This window comes from Archangium sp. (assembly GCF_057119385.1).
The window spans coordinates 1-17445 of sequence record NZ_DBNGVP010000081.1; the positions used below are offsets into that span (position 1 = coordinate 1).

Genomic DNA, 17445 nt, shown 5'->3' on the forward strand with positions numbered 1-17445 from the left:
GAACGAGTTGACCACGACGGGCTTCACGCCCAACTTCCCGGCCTATCCCTCGGGCCATGCCACCTTCGGTGCGGCCGTCCTGCACATCACGCGCCTCTACCTCGCGTCGATTGGCAAGGCCACCCTCAACCCGGACGGGAGCGATGACGTCGGCTTCGACTTCATCTCGGAGGAGTTCGACGGGGTGAGCCGGGATGTCGATGGCAGCGTGCGCACCCGGCACGTCCGCCGCTATGCGAGCCTGCTGCAGGCGATCGTCGAGAACTCGGTGAGCCGCGTCTACCTGGGGGTGCACTGGCGGTTCGACGGCACGACGGGCGGCTACGACTCCGACGGCAAGGGCCCCTCCGCCACGTTCAACCCGGATCCCGACAGCGTGGTGGTGCCGCGCGACTCCATCGGAGGCGTGCCGCTGGGGCTCGGCATCGCCGAGGCCATCTTCAACAACGGGCTGAAGCCGAGCACCGCCAGCCTGGCCCAGGGGGTGCCCCCGCCGCCGGCCACGCCCTCCAAGGAGGAGCCCCTGGGCCGCCGGCGGGACAAGAAGGACAAGAAGAAGTAGCGGCGGCTCACTTCGAGTGGAGGCGGCGGCCATCGAAGCCGCCGGCTCTCCGATACGATTTGTCCGCCCCACCGACTGGCAGGGCACCCGCTGCCCCTCTCGCACACGCCGGCGGCGAGAGGGGCAAACAACGTGTTGAAGGATTACGGGGCGAGCATCCACGCGGGGTGGCGTAAGGTAGCAGGCTCCATGGTCTCCATCCGCTCTACTGCTCTCTGCTGCATCGTCGTGCTCGGCTTCGTCGCTGCTTGCGGCGAAGAGCCCACCTCCCGCCCCCTGTGCAACAGCGTCGGCGCCGTGCTGTGCGGCGGCGCCTGCGTGAGCACCGAGAGTGATTCGGCTCACTGCGGTGGTTGCGACAAGGCCTGCGCGACCGGCGAGGCGTGTGAGAGCGGCGTCTGCGTCGCGCTCTGTCAGATCGACGGCAAGCAGGTCGCCGCCGGGGCGGTGAACGAGGCGAATTCGTGCGAACAGTGCACGCCGGCGACGTCCGCGACCCAGTGGACGCAACGCGCGGACGGGACGTCGTGCAACCCGGGACAGGTCTGCTCGGCCGGCGTGTGCAGCCCGAAGTGCTTCATCGATGGCGTGGTCCACGCCGCGGGTACGCCGAACCCGGCGAACGCCTGCGAGACGTGCGTGCCGGCGGCTTCGACGACGAGGTGGACGGCGCGCGCGAGCGTTCCGCTGCTGGTCGGCGGCGACGACATCGCGGCGCAAGGCTGGACGACGGTCATGCAGACGCCGAACTCGCTCACGTACGGCGCCGACTACGTTCGCCTCGCGACGTCGACGAACAGCGGCGGATCGACGAGCGGGCAGTTGCTCATCACGCGGCCGAACGCATTCGACGCAGCGAAGCCGTTCAAGCTCCACGTGACGATGCAGGTCGAGTCGGTGAACAACCACAACTCGCTCGACAGCGGCGCGGCCATCATGGGGAGCTTCACGCCGCCGTTCGGCAACGGCACGGATCGTGCGCAGATGCTCTACCTCGACAACGCGGCGATCGGCTGGTCGGACGACACGCAGTCCGCGGCGTTCCCGGTGACCGGCGGCGGGTACCATGTCTACGAGCTGGCGGTGGATGCCGCGAAGGTGGCGACGGTGAGCATTGACGGCGTCACGAAGCTCACGCGGAACAACTTCACGGCGACCGGCACCCTCGCCATCGGCGACCAGACAAACGACCCGAACGTCGACGGAGCGGTGCGGATCAAGTCGGTCGAGCGGCTCTGTCCCTAGGGCCTCAACAGTTCCCCCATTTCTCTCATGCGCTACCCGGTGGAGAACCGAGCCACGGCACCCGGTTCCGTCATCGGCTCCCCCCTCCGCGGGCCAACCTGCTAGAACCCGCACCCCATGAGAAATTCGATTGCGCTTTGGGTGGGGGTCGCAGTCTGTCTGTTCGCGCCGGTGGCCTCGGCGCGCGACTGGTTCGTTCGCGCCGGCTCGGACGGCGACGGGTCGATGGCCCGGCCGTTCAGCGATCCGTGGGAGGCGCTCGACAAGGCCCAGTCGGGCGACGTCATCCACGTCGCGGGCGGCAAATACTTCGGCCGGCTCGGCAATGGCATGTGGGAGGTGCCCGTCGACGACCTGCAGCTGCTCGGCGGCTACGACGCGGACTTCAAGAGCCGCGATCCCTGGAAGAACCTGACCCAGCTGCTCTGGGACAAGAGCTCCAAGAACCGCCCGAAGCAGGAGCGGCTGCTGTCGGCCAAGAAGAGCACCGTCGTCGACGGCTTCACCCTCGATCAGCGAGACCAGTGCCCCTACGAGACGGCGGAGCAGCTCGGCCGCAAGGAGTACCCGTCCTGTGACGGCCCGATGCGGTTCGCGCTCCCGGCCATCGTGCGCAACTGCGTCATCGTGAACCCGGGCTTCGACGGCATCGTCGCGCCGGCCGGCTCCACCCTCGAGAACAACCTCGTGGTGAACGCGGTGAACTGGGGCATCAACATCAACAGCACCACCGACAAGCAGGCCGTCGCGGTGGTGAAGAACAACACCATCGCCTTCACCATGTCGTTCAAGGAGCCTGGCAAGGGCGCCTACAACGGCTCCGGCCTCGCGCTGAAGGCAAACGCCACCGTCACCGGCAACATCATCGCCTTCTCGGACAGCAACGGCATCTACATGACCGCCAACCCCGAGAAGAGCACGCTCGCCGACAACGTGTTCTTCATGAACCTCTACTCGAATCTGAAGTTCTTCTCCGACGGCAAGGACATGCCGGTCGACGACAAGGAGATGGACCTGCTCGAGGAGGTCGGCTTCAAGAAGGTCGCGAACAACGAGGTGAAGAATCCGCAGCTGCCGATCGACGCCGCGTGGCTGGACCAGGTCTCCAAGCGCACCGCCGCCACGCCCGGCAAGCTGACGATGGACGACTTCAACAAGGCGCGCCAGGCGCTCGGGCTCCCGATGATCGCCAAGGGCGGCACGCCACCGTCGGGGGTGGCCCCGGCGATGGACCTCGACAAGGCGCTCAAGCTGCTGGCGCCCAAGGGAGCGGGCCAGGCCGGCGCGCGGGTGAAGCCGCTGACCGTCAGCTTCCAGGAGGTGGCGGCCGCGGCGCCGGAGAAGGCGTACAAGCGGATGGAGGTCAGCGCGTGGCTGAGCAAGCCGGAGGGCGTGGAGGGCCAGCCGATCGAGCTCGTCGTCGCGCTGAGCTCGGTGGCGAACGTGAGCGGCGTGCCGGCCCCGTTCAAGCCGGATGAGCACGCGGGGGTGTTCCTGCACGAGCCGACGGGCAGCTACGGCCGGTTCGTCGGCTTCTACCGGAAGGGCTCCACCGTGCAGCGGGTCGCGGATGCCGCGACCGGCGACTGGGGAGGCTCTGGCCCTCCGCAGAAGCTCTTCCTCGCCAAGGGCACCGTCTACGTGATGAAGGGCTTCCCGAAGGCGGGCTTCTTCGTCGACAGCCTCGAGCCTTACGAGGCGGCCGCGGCGAAGGCCAGCAGCCGTCCGCAGGGCCGGGACTGGTTCGTGCGGGCGGGAGCGAGCGGCGGCGACGGGTCGCGCGAGAAGCCTTTCAAGGATCCATGGCAGGCGCTGGAGAAGGTCGAGAGCGGTGACTCCGTGCACGTCGCCGAGGGCGAGTACTACGGGAAGCTCAAGACGGGCCGCTGGAAGATCGACGCCCCCTTCATCTCGCTCATCGGCGGGTACGACGCGCAGTTCCGCGAGCGCAACCCGTGGAAGCACCCGACGCGCCTGTTCTCGCCCGCCGAGTACAAGGGCCGCCGCGATGGCTACGTCGTCGAGGGCACGGATGACCACACCGGCGCGGTGGTCGACGGCTTCGTGTTCGATCGCGCGACGGACAACAAGTACAAGCCGAATGGCGATCTCGACTACGACCAGTCGGAGAAGCTCGAGCACCTGTGGCTGTCGAAGCCCGAGTGCGTCGTCCGCAACAACCTGTTCGTGAACGGCGCGGAGGGCGCGGTCCGCATCGGCAGCGGCAACACGCTCGAGAACAACATCTTCATGAACCACCACACCCGCACGGTGGTGGTGCAGCGCGGCTTTGGCACCGCGCCGATCATCTTCCGCAACAACACCGTCGCCTTCTCGTGGGACATCCGGTTCGGGCAGGGCAATGGCCGCAACGGACATCTGCTGTCCGTGGAGAACGGGGTCAACGCGATCATCGACGGGAACATCTTCGAGTTCGCCGACAACGACGCGATCCGTCTGATGGCGAACCCCGCCGACGTGGAGCTCACGAACAACACGTTCAACCACAACCTCTGGTCGAACGTGATGCGGCCCCAGGAGAGCGTCACGGTCGATGACAAGACCTTTGGCCAGCTGAAGGACTTCAAGTTCAAGAAGCTCGCGGGCAACCAGGTCATCTCGGCGGGCCTGCCCGTCGACCAGAAGTGGTTCGACGCCTACCTGAACCGCACCGCCTACGTGCCGGGCAAGGTGACGATGGACGACTGGAACCAGCTGCGAGAGATGATCGGCCAGCCGGTGCTCGCCACCGGTGGGCAGGGACCGTCCGGCTTCATGCCGCTCTATCCGTGGGAGAAGGCCCTCGAGCTCTTCCCGGCGAACCCGAAGGTGACCGCCGGCGCGCGCGCGAAGGACCTGCCGGTCTCCTTCACCGGCGTGGCGAGGGCCGAGTCGAACTTCGACTATGAGGACGTCACCTGGGGCGACGCCGCGAAGAGCGCCGCGACGTGGGGCAACCTGGAGGGCAAGCGCGTCGCGATGCGCGTCGTCATCCGCGGCATCGACAACCAGTACCAGCTCCCGGAGCTCTCCAAGGACGAGTACACGGCCTTCACGGTCACCGGCCCCGAGGGAACCGACTCCGGCGGGCTGCCGATGCGGATGTACGTGAAGAAGGGCAGCAAGGCCGAGCGCGCGGTACGCCAGGCGAAGTCGTACAGCTCGGGGACGCCGGAGCAGTGGTACGTCATCAAGGGTGTGGCGCGCGAGCAGCGGCAGCTCATCGCCGAGGTCATCGAGCGCGCCGACTGAGGGCCCGGCTCTGCGCTCGGTGACTGACGACGGACAGGGCGCCTCGGCGTCCTGTCCGTCTCAATCTGGTCCGATCAAGGCGGCGGGCAACCTCGATTGGAAGCGGCGGGAATCGAACCCGCGCCAGGCACTCCCTTCATGAAGCAGCCCCGTCTTTCCAGGCGGGCACCGTCTGGGTGATTCAAACCTCGTCGAACCGGGCGCCCGTCACGCCCAGTCGTTGCATCGCCTCCTTGATGCGCTCCGAGACGATGAGGGCAATCTCCCATCCCCAGGGACGGAAGAGGTGTACGCCTCCGACTTGAGTGGGATCGATCCTCAAGCCGTACACGGAAAAATATTGCCCGGTCTTCTCTGGTACTCCGTCTTCGGGCATCCAGTGATTGACCTCTTCGCAAGCGGCATCATCGATACATTTCACGACGCGCAGCACATTCAAGAGGCAATATTGCTCAGGCTGTGTCTCAACGTTCGCCGGGATGAGCTGTACGTCGGTCGGTGCCAGTTCGGCCAGGACCGAGGCCACCTTGGCGTGGACGACGGGTGCTGTATCCGCCAGGGAGAAGTCGAGCGCTCTTCCGGGCTGGAGGAAGGGAACTCGAACAGGACCGGTGACGCGTAGCGGCTGGCCCTTGAGGAATACGCCACTTAGAGGCTGGCCCGTCCGTGCATCGGTCGGGGTTCCCAGTATCCAACCTCCCGGGACATTCACGTCGTCCATCAGTTGGAAGTAGCGCATTCGCCGCGTATCCCTATCCTGCCGCAGGTGTTGTAATCAACTGGTTCAGTCTTGTCCCAGGAGTCGAGCACTCCACGCCCAATCGCCAAAGCGCTCGCGTGAGTCGTTCACGGCATTGCACCACGCCGACGCAGTCATCCGTGGCGAGCTTCAATACGTCACGAACCTGCCGATGGTACTGCTCGGGATGCGGGCCCCGGTGGCCTTTGACCCTCACCGTGTTGGCGGGGTCGTTCATGGTCATTCCCGCCTTTTCGAATATCTCTCGGAACCTTGGCGTCCACGGCCCTCCACGGGCGTCGGACGTGTCATTCTTGTTGGTGGCGATGTGGTGGATGTCTCCGTCCTCGTCCTCCTCCTCCTCGTCGAGCCGGGCGGGCTTGGGGGCAGGGGACTTGCTGGCCTGCTCGATTTCCGATTTGACCTGTTCGGCCGCGCGGCCGATTTCCCGGAGTTGCTCTTCCAGCACCCGTTTCTGACGGGATTCATAGAGCGTGGGATCCTCATCGCTCTGGATGGTGACCAGGGAGAGGAAGATAACGCCCACTCTCCCGAGCACCGAGACCGTGCTTCGGGCCGCCGTGGCCTCGCCTTCGGCCGCGAGAACCTCGGAGCTTGCCGCGGTGCTCGCTTTGGCGGTGACCATCGTTCGTCCCGTGTTCGCGACGAACTGGTTGTAGTCCGCCAGGGCTTTTTCCGCGCCCGCGAGCTTGCCGCTGAGCAATGCCCACTGTTCCGGCGTGAGCTGGCCACGAGTCGCCGTCAATGCCGCCTTCGCATGGTCCAGACGCGCGGCGATCTCCGCGCTCGTGTCGCCGTAGGCGGGGCCTGTCCCGAGCAGAAGCGCAGCCACCGCGAGCCATGCCCTGACTGCCTTCGCTGACATTTCAGTCTCCTTGGAGTACGCGAGCGTAAACGAGCATCGGGCTCACCCACCATCAAGCTGCCCGGCTGACTCCTTGCGCATCTCCTCGTCCAGCGCGGCGATACCCGGTTGCCCACGGCGAGTGCACGCCTGGCCCCTGCGCGAGGGCCACATAAGGCTGCGTGGTGTTGAAGCTCAAGGCAACCTCTCCTGGAAGCGGCGGGAATCGAAGCCGCCGCCTCCTGCCTCTGTTGGCTCAGCGGCCGTCGCGGGCCATGGAGTTGCCCAGCAGGCCGCGCGCCCGCACCACCAGCTTCGCGAACTCCTCGCGGTCCGCCTGGCCGTCGATGGCGCCCTCGGCGAGCTTCTGCATCGTGGCCAGGTTCCACCCCTGGGCGCTCGGGCTGCCGCGCAGCACGTCCGCCGTGGCCGCCACCGCCAGCGCGAAGCGGAAGTCCGCCGAGGCCCCATCCAGCGTCGCCCGCATCAGCTTCTGCTCGAAGGGGAAGGCCTGCTCGGCCGCCTCGGTGCCGTTGGGCGCCTTGGCGCGGATGCGCACCGTGCCCAGCGGCGCCTTCTCGCCCGTCAGCTCCACCTCGTACACCGCCGTCACGCTGTGGCCCGCGCCGATCTCTCCCGCGTCCACCTTGTCGTCACGGAAGTCCTTGTCCGCGATGTCCCGGTTCTCGTAGCCCACCAGCCGGTAGCGGCTCACCACCTTCGGGTCGAACTCCACCTGGATCTTCACGTCCTTGGCGATCACCTCCAGCGTCCCGGTGAGCTGCGTCTCGAAGACCTTCCTCGCCTCCTTGTAGCTGTCGATGTAGAAGCAGTTGCCGTTGCCCTTGTCGGCCAGCTTCTCCATCAGGTCGTCCCGGTAGTTGCCCATGCCGAAGCCGATGGCGGACAGGGTGACGCCCTCCTTCACGAATCCCTGGATGCTGTTGAGCATGGCATCCGCGGAGACGTTGGGGCCGATGTTCGCATCACCGTCCGTGAGCACCACCACGCGCGACACCGCGTTGCCCGAGGCCTTCTTCACCGCGTGCTTGTAGGCCATCTGCATGCCCGAGCCCATGGCCGTGCCACCGCCGGACTCCAGCGTGTCGATGGCCTTGTAGATGGCCTCCAGGTTGGTGGCCGGCGTGGGCGAGAGCACGTCCCGCGTGCTGCCCGCGTAGGTGACGAGCGCCACCGTGTCGTTCTCGTTGAGGTTCTTCACCGCCAGCTTCATCGCCTCCTTGGCCAGCGGCAGCTTGTCCGGCTGGCTCATGGAGCCACTGGTGTCCACCAGGAAGACCAGGTGCGCGGGCTTGCGCTGCGAGCGCGACACCACCTTGCCCTGCACGCCCACGCGCACGAAGTGGCGCTTCGCGTCGAAGGGCGAGGGCGCTCCCTCGAGGTGCACCGTGAAGGCGCCCTGCTCGGGCGGCGCGTAGCGGTACTTGAAGTAGTTGACGAACTCCTCCACCCGGACGGCGGCGTGCGGCGGCAGCGCTCCCTGGTTGAGGTAGCGGCGCGACACCGCGTACGACGCCGTGTCCACGTCCACCGCGAAGGTGGAGAACCGATCCTTCGCCGTCTCGGTGAAGGCATTGGCGGCGTGGTGGGTGAAGCTGTTGCCCTGCGACTGCGGCTCCGGCTGCTGCACGGCCATGCCCCCCGCGGGCATCGAGCTCATCCGAACGGGAGCAGGAGGAGGCGGCGGCGTGGCGGGGGCGCCTGCCGCGGTGCCCATCATCGGTTCCACCGCCACCGGCCCGGCGAGGGAGGATTGCGGAGTGCCCGGGGCAGCGCGCTTCGCGGGCATCGGCTTCGGGCTCGGCCTGGCGACATCGGCCTTCGCTTCAGAGGCCGCCGCGATAACCCCATCGTCGTCCGACTCGGCCCGCGCGGGCGTGGGTTCCGGCGGGGCAGGGGCGGCGGCCTCCTCCTTCGAGGCCTCGCGCGTCTGGGACTGCCACGCGACCGACTGCTCGGCGCTTCCCCTCGTGCTGGGCGCGTAGCTACAGGCGGGGACGAGGCTCAGGGCGAGGGCGGCGCTCCCCCAGCGGGTCAGGCGGTTCGGCTTGGTCGAGGACATGTGCGCTCCGGTTGTTTCCGTGGGAACGGACGCTCGGAACGCACCACCCGCGATTTGGGTTTATTCGGGCCGGGCGATTTTTTCCCCGAAGCCCTCGCGCAGCGTCTCCCCGAGGAACCGGCCCGCCCGGCGCACCGCGTTCCGGGCCGCGTCCAACCCGACGCACAGCCCGTACGTCAGGCCGATCAGCACCACCGTCAGCAGCGTGTACTGGCCCCAGCCGCTCCGGCCTCCCCACATCTTCTCGAAGGAGAATCCGAAGATGTGGAAGTAGATCAGCGCCTCGTGGAAGAAGTACGCGGACATGGACGACGTGCCGAACGTCTCCACGAAGCGGCGCACCCGGGAGGGCTCCCCATTCGAGGCCGTCCGCCGCTCCAACTCCATCAGCCCGAGCAGCAGCAGGCACACCCACATCCAGCGCTCGGCCGCGTTGGACGGGTTGGTGACGAAGAAGCGGTGCTCCGGGTACATGTCGCGCAGCGGCTCCGCCGCCATCCAGCCCGCGAACCCGAGCCCCACGAGGAACAGCAGGGCCCGGACGAGCCCCGCGCGGCCCTGCTCACCGGCCACGGCCCCCGCGTACGCCCCGAGCCACGTGAAGCCCAGCCACGGCAGCAGGGGGAAGACGGCCCCGGTGGACTTGTTGAGCACGTAGGCCCACGGCCCCTGCGCGGCCTCGCCCAGCGGCGAGAGGAAGAAGACGACGAGCGCCAGCGCCAGCGCCACGCCTCGCAGCACCCGCGGCCTCGAGGCCAGCCAGGCCGCCACGGGCAGGACGAGCAGCAGCGACAATCCCACGCAGTGGAGGATGTCCAGGCGCACCAGCCACTTCGGCTCGCGGAACAGGGGGAACCACATCCAGTTGACCAGCGTGGCCACGCCGAGCACCTGCAGGGCCCGGCGCAGGTTGCGCCCGAACCGCTCGCTCCGCTTGCCACTCGCGGCGCTGCGGACCAGCAGCATCGCGAGCGCGAAGCCCGCGGCGAAGAGGAAGGACGGCGCCACCAGCCCGTCGATCATGAGCAGGTGCTTCGTCGTCTTGCTCTGGCGCAGCTCGGGGGTCAGCAGCACCAGCGCGTGGCACTGGACCATGAACAGCACGGCGATGCCGCGCAGCCAGTCGATGGCGCGGACGCGCTCGGAAGTGGGGGAGGCACTCATGGCAGGCAGGCGAGCTCGGGTTCGGGGGCTTCGGCGTCCTGGTGCTGCAGCAGGCAGCGGATGGCGTTCGCGTCTGGCGCGTCCCCACCCCAGGAGCGCCGCCACAGCAGGCCGGCGACACGCGTGGGAATCCGCGAGTCCGGAGCGACGATGGCGCGGATCACGCCGTTGCTGCCGGCCTTCGCCTCCTGACGCAAGGACTCCAGCGTGGCGACGATCTCGGGGCAGCCCTCGGGACAGTTGTAGAGGAAGACCGCGTGCCCGTGCTCCAGGTTGTGCAGCCACACGCACCGGTTCTGCTCGGCGTCGTGGACCCGGCAGCGCACGGTGTCACCGCAGTGGTCCCCGCTCGTGGGCGGGTTCAGCCCGTCTCCGCACGCGGTGCTCGTGCAGGTGAGGTGCCTCGCGGTCGCGGGCGGGGGGGACAGGGTGATGCCGTAGCGGGAACAGTCCTCGGGGTCGCTCGGGCCACAGGCGAGCAGGGAGGACAGCAGCAGGGCGGGGAGGGCACGGTGGAACAGGGACATCGGGGCCCTCTTACCACGGGTGCAACGCATGGGCTCAACCCGGGACACGCGATACCGTCACCCCGACCCTCTCCCGGAGGGCGAGGGAGGAGGGGGCGCGGGATTGTGTCCTCGTGGATGGGGCGGTTTCTTGGAGGCCCTGCTCGTGAACACCCCCGTCACTTTGAAGGTGCGCTGCCCGAGGGCCTTCCTCTACGGTTGCGCCCCGACATGAACAGCACCTCTCCCTTCAAGTCCCTCGTGCGCGCGGCCCTCGTGGTCGTCCCGCTCATCACTTCCTGTACGCCCTCGGCGCATGGCTCCACCGCCGGCTCCGCCGAGGAGACGCGCCCCGCCGCCGCCGCGCACGCCGCGGAGCCCCAGAAGCCCGCCGAGGCCGCGCAGCCCACCGCCGAGGACGCGCGCCAGTTCGCCGCCCGGTTGAACGCGGACCTCAAGCGTCTGTGGACGCGGCAGGCCACGGCCGACTGGGTCAAGGCCACGTTCATCACCGAGGACACCGAGCGGATCGCGGCCTTCGTCAACGAGGAGGTGCTGGCCTACGTCAGCGAGGCCATCAAGCAGGCCGCGCGCTTCAAGGACGTGCAGGGCCTGGACGCGGACACCTCGCGCACGCTGCACCTGCTGCGGGTGTCCTCCACGCTGCCCGCGCCGAGCGATGCGGAGAAGCGCGCGGAGCTGGCCGCCGTCGCCGTGAAGCTCGATGCCCTCTACGGCAAGGGCAAGTACTGCGGCAAGGACGGCAAGGGTCAGTGCAAGGACCTGGGCGAGCTGTCCGATGTGCTGGCCAAGAGCCGCAACTACGACGAGCTGCTGGAGGCGTGGACGGGCTGGCACACCATCTCGACGCCCATGCGCCCGCTCTACCAGCGGCTGGTGGAGCTCTCCAACGAGGGCGCCCGGGAGATCGGCTTCGCGGACACCGGCGCGCTCTGGCGCTCCAACTACGACATGCCGCCCGAGGCCTTCGAGAAGGAGGCCCAGCGGCTGTGGGGGCAGGTGAAGCCCCTCTATGACGATCTGCACTGCTACGTGCGCGCCAAGCTGGCCAGGCAGTACGGCGAGGACAAGGTGCCCGCTGGCAAGCCCATTCCCGCGCACCTGCTCGGCAACATGTGGTCCCAGGAGTGGAACAACATCTACTCCATGGTGGAGCCCTACAAGGGCCAGCCCAGCCTGGACGTGGACGCCGAGCTGAAGCGGCAGAACTACGACGCCCTCCGCATGGTGAAGCTGGGCGAGAGCTTCTTCACCTCGCTGGGGCTCAAGCAGCTCCCGGAGACGTTCTGGCAGCGCTCGCAGTTCACCAAGCCGAGGGACCGCGAGGTGATGTGCCACGCCAGTGCCTGGGACATCACCTACGACAACGACGTGCGCATCAAGATGTGCATCAAGCCCACCGAGGAGGATCTGATCACCATCCACCACGAGCTGGGCCACGACTACTACTACACGTACTACTACAAGCTCCCGGTGCTCTATCAGTCCGGCGCGCATGACGGCTTCCACGAGGCCATCGGCGATGCGATCACCCTCTCCATCACCCCGGGCTACCTCAAGCAGCTGGGCCTGCTGAAGGAGGTCCCCAAGGGGGACAAGGGCCTCATCAACCTGCAGATGAAGGACGCCATGGAGAAGGTGGCCTTCCTGCCCTTCGGCCTGCTGGTGGACCAGTGGCGCTGGGAGGTCTTCTCCGGGCGGGTGAAGCCGGAGGACTACAACAAGGCCTGGTGGGCGCTGCGCGAGAAGTACCAGGGCGTGCGCGCGCCGGTGGAGCGCACCGAGAACGACTTCGATCCGGGCGCCAAGTACCACGTCCCCGCCAACGTCCCCTACACGCGCTACTTCCTGGCGCGCATCCTCCAGTTCCAGTTCCACCGCGCGCTCTGCCAGGCCGCGGGCCAGAAGGGCGCCCTCCACGAGTGCTCCATCTACGGCAACAAGGAGGCCGGCAAGCGGCTCCAGGCCATGCTCGAGATGGGCGCCAGCAAGCCCTGGCCGGACGCGCTTGAGGCCCTCACCGGCCAGCGGGAGATGGATGCCTCGGCGATGCTGGAGTACTTCGCCCCGCTGCGCACCTGGCTCCAGGAGCAGAACAAGGGCCAGAAGTGCGGCTGGTAGGGCATCCCGGGAGTAGACACGGGTAGAGGCCCCGCCTACACTTTACGCCCGTCTGGTTGGGGTCCGACCAGCCAGGTGCGGGCGCCGGATTTCGGCGCCCGTCTGTCTGAAAGAAGAAGAGAGCAAATGGCAACTGGTACCGTGAAGTGGTTCAACGATGCGAAGGGCTTCGGGTTCATCACGCAGGATGGCGGTGGCGAGGACGTGTTCTGCCACCACTCCGCCATCAACATGGATGGGTTCCGTACCCTGGCCGAGGGTCAGCGGGTCGAGTTCGAGGTGACCCGGGGTCCCAAGGGCCTGCAGGCGCAGAACGTGCGCGCGGCGTAATCCGGCTGGCTTCGTCGCGTTGTTCCTGAAAAGGGTCCGTCCCCTGGGGGCCGGGCCCTTTTTCATGTCTGGAGTCCTCGCGTGTCCCTCTCCCCATCCAGGTTCCTCGTGAAGCGTGCCGCGTTGTTTCCCCTGCTGGCCGCGCTCGGTTGCGCGTCCGGCCCGTCCCCTGTCCCGGCGGGTGCTCCGCCCGCGGAGGCCCGTCCCATGAAGCACACCGCCGATCTCCCCGCCCTGAAGGCCGAGCTCGTCTCCCGTCATGGCGAGGCGCAGCGGGCCCGCATCGAGCGGGGCGTGGAGCAGGTGGCCGCGCTGTGGCGCGACGAGGACGGGGACCTGGCCGCCTTCGTGCGCGAGCACTTCGTCACCGGCGAGACGCAGCTCGAGGCCACCCTGGCCCGGTTGGAGACGGCCTTCGAGCAGATCGACGGCCACATGAATGAGATCAGCCGGGAGCTGCGGCGCCCCACGGACCTGGACCTCGGGCCGCTGCTGCCGGTGGATTCGCTGCTGGCCGCGTATGCCCCGGCCGCGCACGCCACCGAGGATCTCTTCCGGGCGAAGCCCGGCTTCGTGGCGCTGCTCAACTTCCCGCTCACCACGCTGGCCGAGCGGATGGAGAAGGGCCCCGGCTACACGCGCCGCCAGTGGGCCGAGGCCCGGCTCACCGGCCGCTTCAGCAGCCGCGTGCCCGCCGAGGTGCGCCAGTCCTCCGCGCGCGCGGGCGCGGACGCGGACCTCTACGTCGCCGAGTACAACGTCTGGATGCACCACCTGCTGGACGAGCAGGGACGCCGGCTCTTCCCCTCGGGGATGCGGCTGATCAGCCACTGGAACCTGCGGGACGAGCTGAAGTCCCGCTACGCGGATGCAGAGGGCGTGGCGAAGCAGCGGATGATCGTCAAGGTGATGGAGCGGATCGTCACGCAGAGCATCCCCGCGGCGGTCATCGACAACCCTCGGGTGGACTGGAATCCGTTCACCAACGAGGTGAAGGCGGCGCCGGCCAGCGAGGTGGAGAAGGACGCGCCCGAGCGCCCGGTGGTGCTGGACGGCAAGCGTGAGGAGGACGTGCGCTACGCGAAGCTGCTGGCGCAGTTCCACGCGGCGCGGATGGAGGATCCGTACGTGCCGGTGGCGCCCACGGCCGTTGCCCGCAGCTTCGAGCTGGGGCGCGAGCTGCCCGAGGCCCGGGTGAAGGCGCTGCTGGAGCAGGTGCTGACGTCACCGCTGGTGCCCCGGGTGGCCAAGGAGATCGAGTCCCGGCTGGGCCGGAAGCTGGAGCCGCAGGACCTGTGGTACGCCGGCTTCAAGTCGAGCGGGATGCTGTCCGAGGACGAGCTGAACGCGCTGACGCGCCAGCGCTACCCGACGGCGGAGGCATTCGCCAAGGATCTGCCGCGCATCCTCCAGGGGCTGGGCTTCTCGAAGGAGAAGGCGGCCTTCCTGGCGGCGCACATCCGGGTGGATGCCTCGCGTGGGGCGGGACACGCGCTGCAGGCGGCCCGGCGCGGAGACTTCCCCCGGTTGCGCACGCGGGTGGGCCCGCAGGGCATGGACTACAAGGGCTACAACATCGCCGTGCACGAGCTGGGGCACAACGTGGAGCAGGTGTTCTCGCTCTACTCGGTGGACCACACGTTGCTGGCGGGCGTGCCCAACAGTGCCTTCACCGAGGCGCTGGCCTTCGTCTTCCAGGCGAGGGACCTGGAACTGCTGGGACGTGCGAAGCCGGACGCGGCCAGTGAGCGCGAGCGGGTGCTCAACGACTTCTGGCAGACGTGGGAGATCGCCGGGGTGGCGCTGGTGGACGTCGCCGTGTGGCACTGGCTGTACGAGCACCCGGACGCCACGCCCTCACAGCTGCGCGAGGCGGTGGTGCGCATCGCCCGGGAGACGTGGGACCGGTACTACGCGCCGGTGCTGGGAGGGCAGGGGACGCCGCTGCTCGGCATCTACAGCCACATGATCTCCTATCCCCTGTACCTGATCGACTATCCGATGGGACACCTGATCTCCTTTCAGATCGAGGAACACCTGAAAAAGGCAGGCAACCTGGGAGCGGAGTTCGAGCGGATGGCGAGCCAGGGCGCGCTGACGCCGGACGTGTGGATGACGAACGCCACGGGTGCTCCGGTGAGCGCCGAGCCGTTGCTGCGGGCCACCGAAGCCTCGCTCGCCCGCTGAATGGCGCCGGGCGCGGTCCCGGGTGTTCAGTTTCAGTCAAATGTTGTATGGATTCTCGCGTCATCGGGCCTGGAGTGAACATCCGGGCCCCTGCTTGCGAGAAAGCCCTTGACCACCACCGCTGAACTGAACGCCCTGACGGCAGGTGTAGACCCGCGAGCCTTCGATCCCTTCTCCTGGTTCAACATCATCGGGGAGATTGGCTGTGTCTTCTGGATCATCGCCTATGTCTTCGCCATCCGGCAGGGATTCAGGGACCGGGCGTATGGGCTCCCCCTTGTCGCCATCTGTCTGAACTTCGCCTGGGAATTCCTGGCGTCCTGGGTCATCCCGAATCCCGTGCCGCTGTGGCATGCGTTCGACCGCATCTGGTTCTTCGTGGATGTGGTGATCGTCTACCATCTGCTGCGCTACGGGGCCTCGCTGCAGCGCATCCCCGAGGTGCGCCGCTACTTCTACCCGATCGTGGCGGTGACCACGGTGATGGGAGGCATCGGGCTCTACACCTTCTATCTCCAGTACCGGGACATCCTCGCGCTGGTGGGCGCGTTCATGGTCAACCTCATCATGAGCGTGTCCTTCATCTTCTTCTATTTCGAGCGCCGCCATCAGGGAGGGCGTGGGCTGTCGGTGCCGGCGGCGTGGTGCAAGATGTTGGGGACGCTCGGCACGTCCATCGAGTGTCACTACGTCATCGGCCTGGCCGAGCCATGGCTGCCCAGCCTGTCCTTCCTGCACTTCGTCTGTGTGTCCATCTTCCTGGTGGATCTGCTCTACGCGGTGATGGTGACGAGGTGGGCGGCCCAGGTGGCGCGTGGACAGGTGACGCCGCTCGAGCAGGTGGAGCCGCGGGAGCCGATGCTCGAGGCCGCCTGAGTCCATGTCCGGAAACGTGCCGCTGAGCGGACGGGTGTGTCTGGTGACCGGGGGGGCGTCCGGTATCGGTTGGGCGCTGGTGAAGGCCCTGGCGCGCGAGGGCGCCTGCGTCCATGCGTGTGATGTGTCCACCGAGAACCTCGCGCGGGTGGAGGAGGAGGCGCGCCGCGAGGGCCTGGCCGTGCACCTGGCCCGCTGCGACGTGGCGGACCGGCGGGACACGGAGCGCTGGGTGGCGGACGTGGTGGCGCGCGAGGGGCGGGTGGACGTGCTCGTCAACAACGCCGCCTTCATCCGCTGGGAGTCCGTGGAGGCCATGCCGGTGGAGGACGCCGAGCGCACCATGCGGGTGGGCTATGACGGCATGGTGTACGCGACGCGCGCGGTGCTCCCGCACATGCGGGCGGCCGGCCGCGGGCACATCGTCAACCTCGGCTCGCTGGTGGGGCGTGTCTTCGTGAAGGGGCCCTCGGCGGCCTATGCCGCGGTGAAGGCCGCCATCGACGCCTATACGCAGGTGCTGCAGATCGAGCTGGAGGGCTCGCCCCTGCGCGTCACGCTCGTCCGGCTGGCGGCGGTGGCGGGCACGCAGTTCTTCGGGCGCCACGTGGACTCCGCGCGCATGCCGCGCATCGCGGACCTGGTGCCCCCGCTGGCGCCCGAGGCGGTGGCGAAGGCGCTCGTGCGGGCGATCCGGCGGGGCGAGCACCACGTGGATCTGCCGCGCTTCCTGCCCGCCGTGTACCTGCTCTTCGCGCTCGCCCCGGGCCTGACGCGCTGGTTCGCCACCGTGGGTGGGGCGGGGCGCCGGGACTATTCGCTACCTCGCGGCGGTGTCCGCACGGGAGATCCGTCATGACGCAACAGACCGAGTTGGCCGAGGTTCCCTATCCGCCCGCCCCCTGGCACATGCGCGGGGAGTGCTGGGGAGGGTGGGTGAAGGCGGACCGGGACGTTCCCTGTCCGGCGCCCTGGAAGCCGCTGCTCTCCTCGCGCATGGCCATGGTGGTGCTGATGCGCTACCGCGAGGGGACGCTCCAGTATGACGAGCTGATGGTGGGCCCGCTGGTGCGGCACGGCCTGCGCATGGGCCTGTGGATCCCCCATATCTGGGTGACCAGCGAGGCGTCGCTCTGGGGCGGCCGCCGCATGTGGAGACTCCCGAAGGAGCTGGCCACCTTCTCGTGGGAGGAGGGGCGCGTGCGGGTGGCGGACGCCTCGGGTCCCATCGCCACGTTCGGGCTGGGGCAGCGCTCGGGCTTCTGGCCCCCGCTCCCGGTGCCCATGCCTGGCGTCGGAGGCGCTCCGGGCGGGTGGACCACCTTCGTGGGGTGGATGAGCGCGCGGATCGCACCGGGAGGACTCCGGGTGGACGAGTGGTCGGAGCGTTTTCCGTTCCGCCTCCAGGGCCCGGCCTCGTTCAGCGTCAGGGCCCAGAACATGTCCCTCACCGTGCCCGGTCCCACCGTCGTGACCGGGTTCTGAAGGAGGAGA

At 68.1% G+C, this 17445-nt stretch carries 14 protein-coding genes; 9 read left to right on the top strand and 5 right to left on the bottom strand.

Annotated features, from left to right (window positions below; translation table 11 throughout):
• The 3 genes from AC16DP_RS19855 to AC16DP_RS19865 all read left to right on the top strand — a co-directional run.
• A partial coding sequence (locus tag AC16DP_RS19855; protein WP_483956819.1) for a phosphatase PAP2 family protein occupies positions 1–562 on the top strand: 562 nt, incomplete at its 5' end.
• 189 nt (positions 563–751) lie between these two features.
• Positions 752–1807 carry a hypothetical protein gene (locus tag AC16DP_RS19860; protein ID WP_329726501.1) on the top strand — a complete coding sequence of 352 codons (1056 nt, stop codon included), beginning with the start codon at positions 752–754 and terminating at the stop codon, positions 1805–1807.
• Positions 1808–1948: 141 nt separating this feature from the next.
• Positions 1949–5059, top strand: a complete 3111-nt coding sequence (locus AC16DP_RS19865) for a hypothetical protein (protein ID WP_329726502.1) — start codon at positions 1949–1951, stop codon at positions 5057–5059.
• Between the two features lie 181 nt (positions 5060–5240).
• On the opposite strand, the gene AC16DP_RS19870 is transcribed toward AC16DP_RS19865, so the two are convergent.
• From AC16DP_RS19870 to AC16DP_RS19890, 5 genes are all read right to left on the bottom strand, one after another.
• The gene (locus AC16DP_RS19870) at positions 5241–5798 is read right to left on the bottom strand and encodes an imm11 family protein (RefSeq protein ID WP_329726503.1); all 558 of its coding nucleotides are present in this window, start codon (positions 5796–5798) and stop codon (positions 5241–5243) included.
• Between the two features lie 13 nt (positions 5799–5811).
• Complete coding sequence (locus AC16DP_RS19875) at positions 5812–6684, bottom strand: AHH domain-containing protein (RefSeq protein WP_329726504.1); 873 nt, start codon at positions 6682–6684, stop codon at positions 5812–5814.
• Between the two features lie 235 nt (positions 6685–6919).
• The gene (locus AC16DP_RS19880; protein ID WP_329726505.1) at positions 6920–8746 is read right to left on the bottom strand and encodes a vWA domain-containing protein; all 1827 of its coding nucleotides are present in this window, start codon (positions 8744–8746) and stop codon (positions 6920–6922) included.
• Positions 8747–8806: 60 nt separating this feature from the next.
• Positions 8807–9910 carry a heparan-alpha-glucosaminide N-acetyltransferase domain-containing protein gene (locus AC16DP_RS19885; protein ID WP_329726506.1) on the bottom strand — a complete coding sequence of 368 codons (1104 nt, stop codon included), beginning with the start codon at positions 9908–9910 and terminating at the stop codon, positions 8807–8809.
• On the bottom strand, positions 9907–10437 hold the full coding sequence (locus AC16DP_RS19890; protein ID WP_329726507.1) for a DUF3105 domain-containing protein: 531 nt from the start codon (positions 10435–10437) through the stop codon (positions 9907–9909). The genes AC16DP_RS19885 and AC16DP_RS19890 overlap by 4 nt, the downstream gene beginning before the upstream one ends.
• Before the next feature lie 210 nt (positions 10438–10647).
• Here AC16DP_RS19890 and AC16DP_RS19895 point away from each other — a divergent pair, with 210 nt between their 5' ends.
• The 6 genes from AC16DP_RS19895 (at position 10648) to AC16DP_RS19920 (ending at position 17436) form a co-directional block, all read left to right on the top strand.
• On the top strand, positions 10648–12558 hold the full coding sequence (locus AC16DP_RS19895; protein ID WP_329726508.1) for a M2 family metallopeptidase: 1911 nt from the start codon (positions 10648–10650) through the stop codon (positions 12556–12558).
• A 126-nt stretch (positions 12559–12684) separates the two neighbouring features.
• A complete protein-coding gene (locus AC16DP_RS19900) occupies positions 12685–12888 on the top strand; it encodes a cold-shock protein (protein WP_324951851.1) in 204 nt (67 codons plus the stop codon).
• A gap of 207 nt (positions 12889–13095) precedes the next feature.
• The gene (locus tag AC16DP_RS19905) at positions 13096–15075 is read left to right on the top strand and encodes a hypothetical protein (RefSeq protein WP_329726509.1); all 1980 of its coding nucleotides are present in this window, start codon (positions 13096–13098) and stop codon (positions 15073–15075) included.
• A 108-nt stretch (positions 15076–15183) separates the two neighbouring features.
• Positions 15184–15951: a transmembrane-type terpene cyclase gene (locus AC16DP_RS19910; protein ID WP_329726510.1), complete on the top strand. Its 768-nt coding sequence runs from the start codon at positions 15184–15186 to the stop codon at positions 15949–15951.
• Positions 15952–15955: 4 nt separating this feature from the next.
• Positions 15956–16810 carry an SDR family NAD(P)-dependent oxidoreductase gene (locus tag AC16DP_RS19915; RefSeq protein WP_329726511.1) on the top strand — a complete coding sequence of 285 codons (855 nt, stop codon included), beginning with the start codon at positions 15956–15958 and terminating at the stop codon, positions 16808–16810.
• Positions 16807–17436: an acetoacetate decarboxylase family protein gene (locus tag AC16DP_RS19920; RefSeq protein WP_329726512.1), complete on the top strand. Its 630-nt coding sequence runs from the start codon at positions 16807–16809 to the stop codon at positions 17434–17436. The genes AC16DP_RS19915 and AC16DP_RS19920 overlap by 4 nt, the downstream gene beginning before the upstream one ends.
• The last annotated feature ends 9 nt before the right edge of the window (positions 17437–17445 follow it).

Coding starts and splice junctions, on each gene's coding strand:
- AC16DP_RS19915 (WP_329726511.1), top strand. CDS start 15,956: ATGTCCGGAAACGTGCCGCTGAGCGGACGGGTGTGTCTGGTGACCGGG.
- AC16DP_RS19880 (WP_329726505.1), bottom strand. CDS start 8,746: ATGTCCTCGACCAAGCCGAACCGCCTGACCCGCTGGGGGAGCGCCGCC.
- AC16DP_RS19920 (WP_329726512.1), top strand. CDS start 16,807: ATGACGCAACAGACCGAGTTGGCCGAGGTTCCCTATCCGCCCGCCCCC.
- AC16DP_RS19860 (WP_329726501.1), top strand. CDS start 752: ATGGTCTCCATCCGCTCTACTGCTCTCTGCTGCATCGTCGTGCTCGGC.
- AC16DP_RS19905 (WP_329726509.1), top strand. CDS start 13,096: ATGAAGCACACCGCCGATCTCCCCGCCCTGAAGGCCGAGCTCGTCTCC.
- AC16DP_RS19875 (WP_329726504.1), bottom strand. CDS start 6,684: ATGTCAGCGAAGGCAGTCAGGGCATGGCTCGCGGTGGCTGCGCTTCTG.
- AC16DP_RS19895 (WP_329726508.1), top strand. CDS start 10,648: ATGAACAGCACCTCTCCCTTCAAGTCCCTCGTGCGCGCGGCCCTCGTG.
- AC16DP_RS19890 (WP_329726507.1), bottom strand. CDS start 10,437: ATGTCCCTGTTCCACCGTGCCCTCCCCGCCCTGCTGCTGTCCTCCCTG.
- AC16DP_RS19885 (WP_329726506.1), bottom strand. CDS start 9,910: ATGAGTGCCTCCCCCACTTCCGAGCGCGTCCGCGCCATCGACTGGCTG.
- AC16DP_RS19870 (WP_329726503.1), bottom strand. CDS start 5,798: ATGCGCTACTTCCAACTGATGGACGACGTGAATGTCCCGGGAGGTTGG.
- AC16DP_RS19900 (WP_324951851.1), top strand. CDS start 12,685: ATGGCAACTGGTACCGTGAAGTGGTTCAACGATGCGAAGGGCTTCGGG.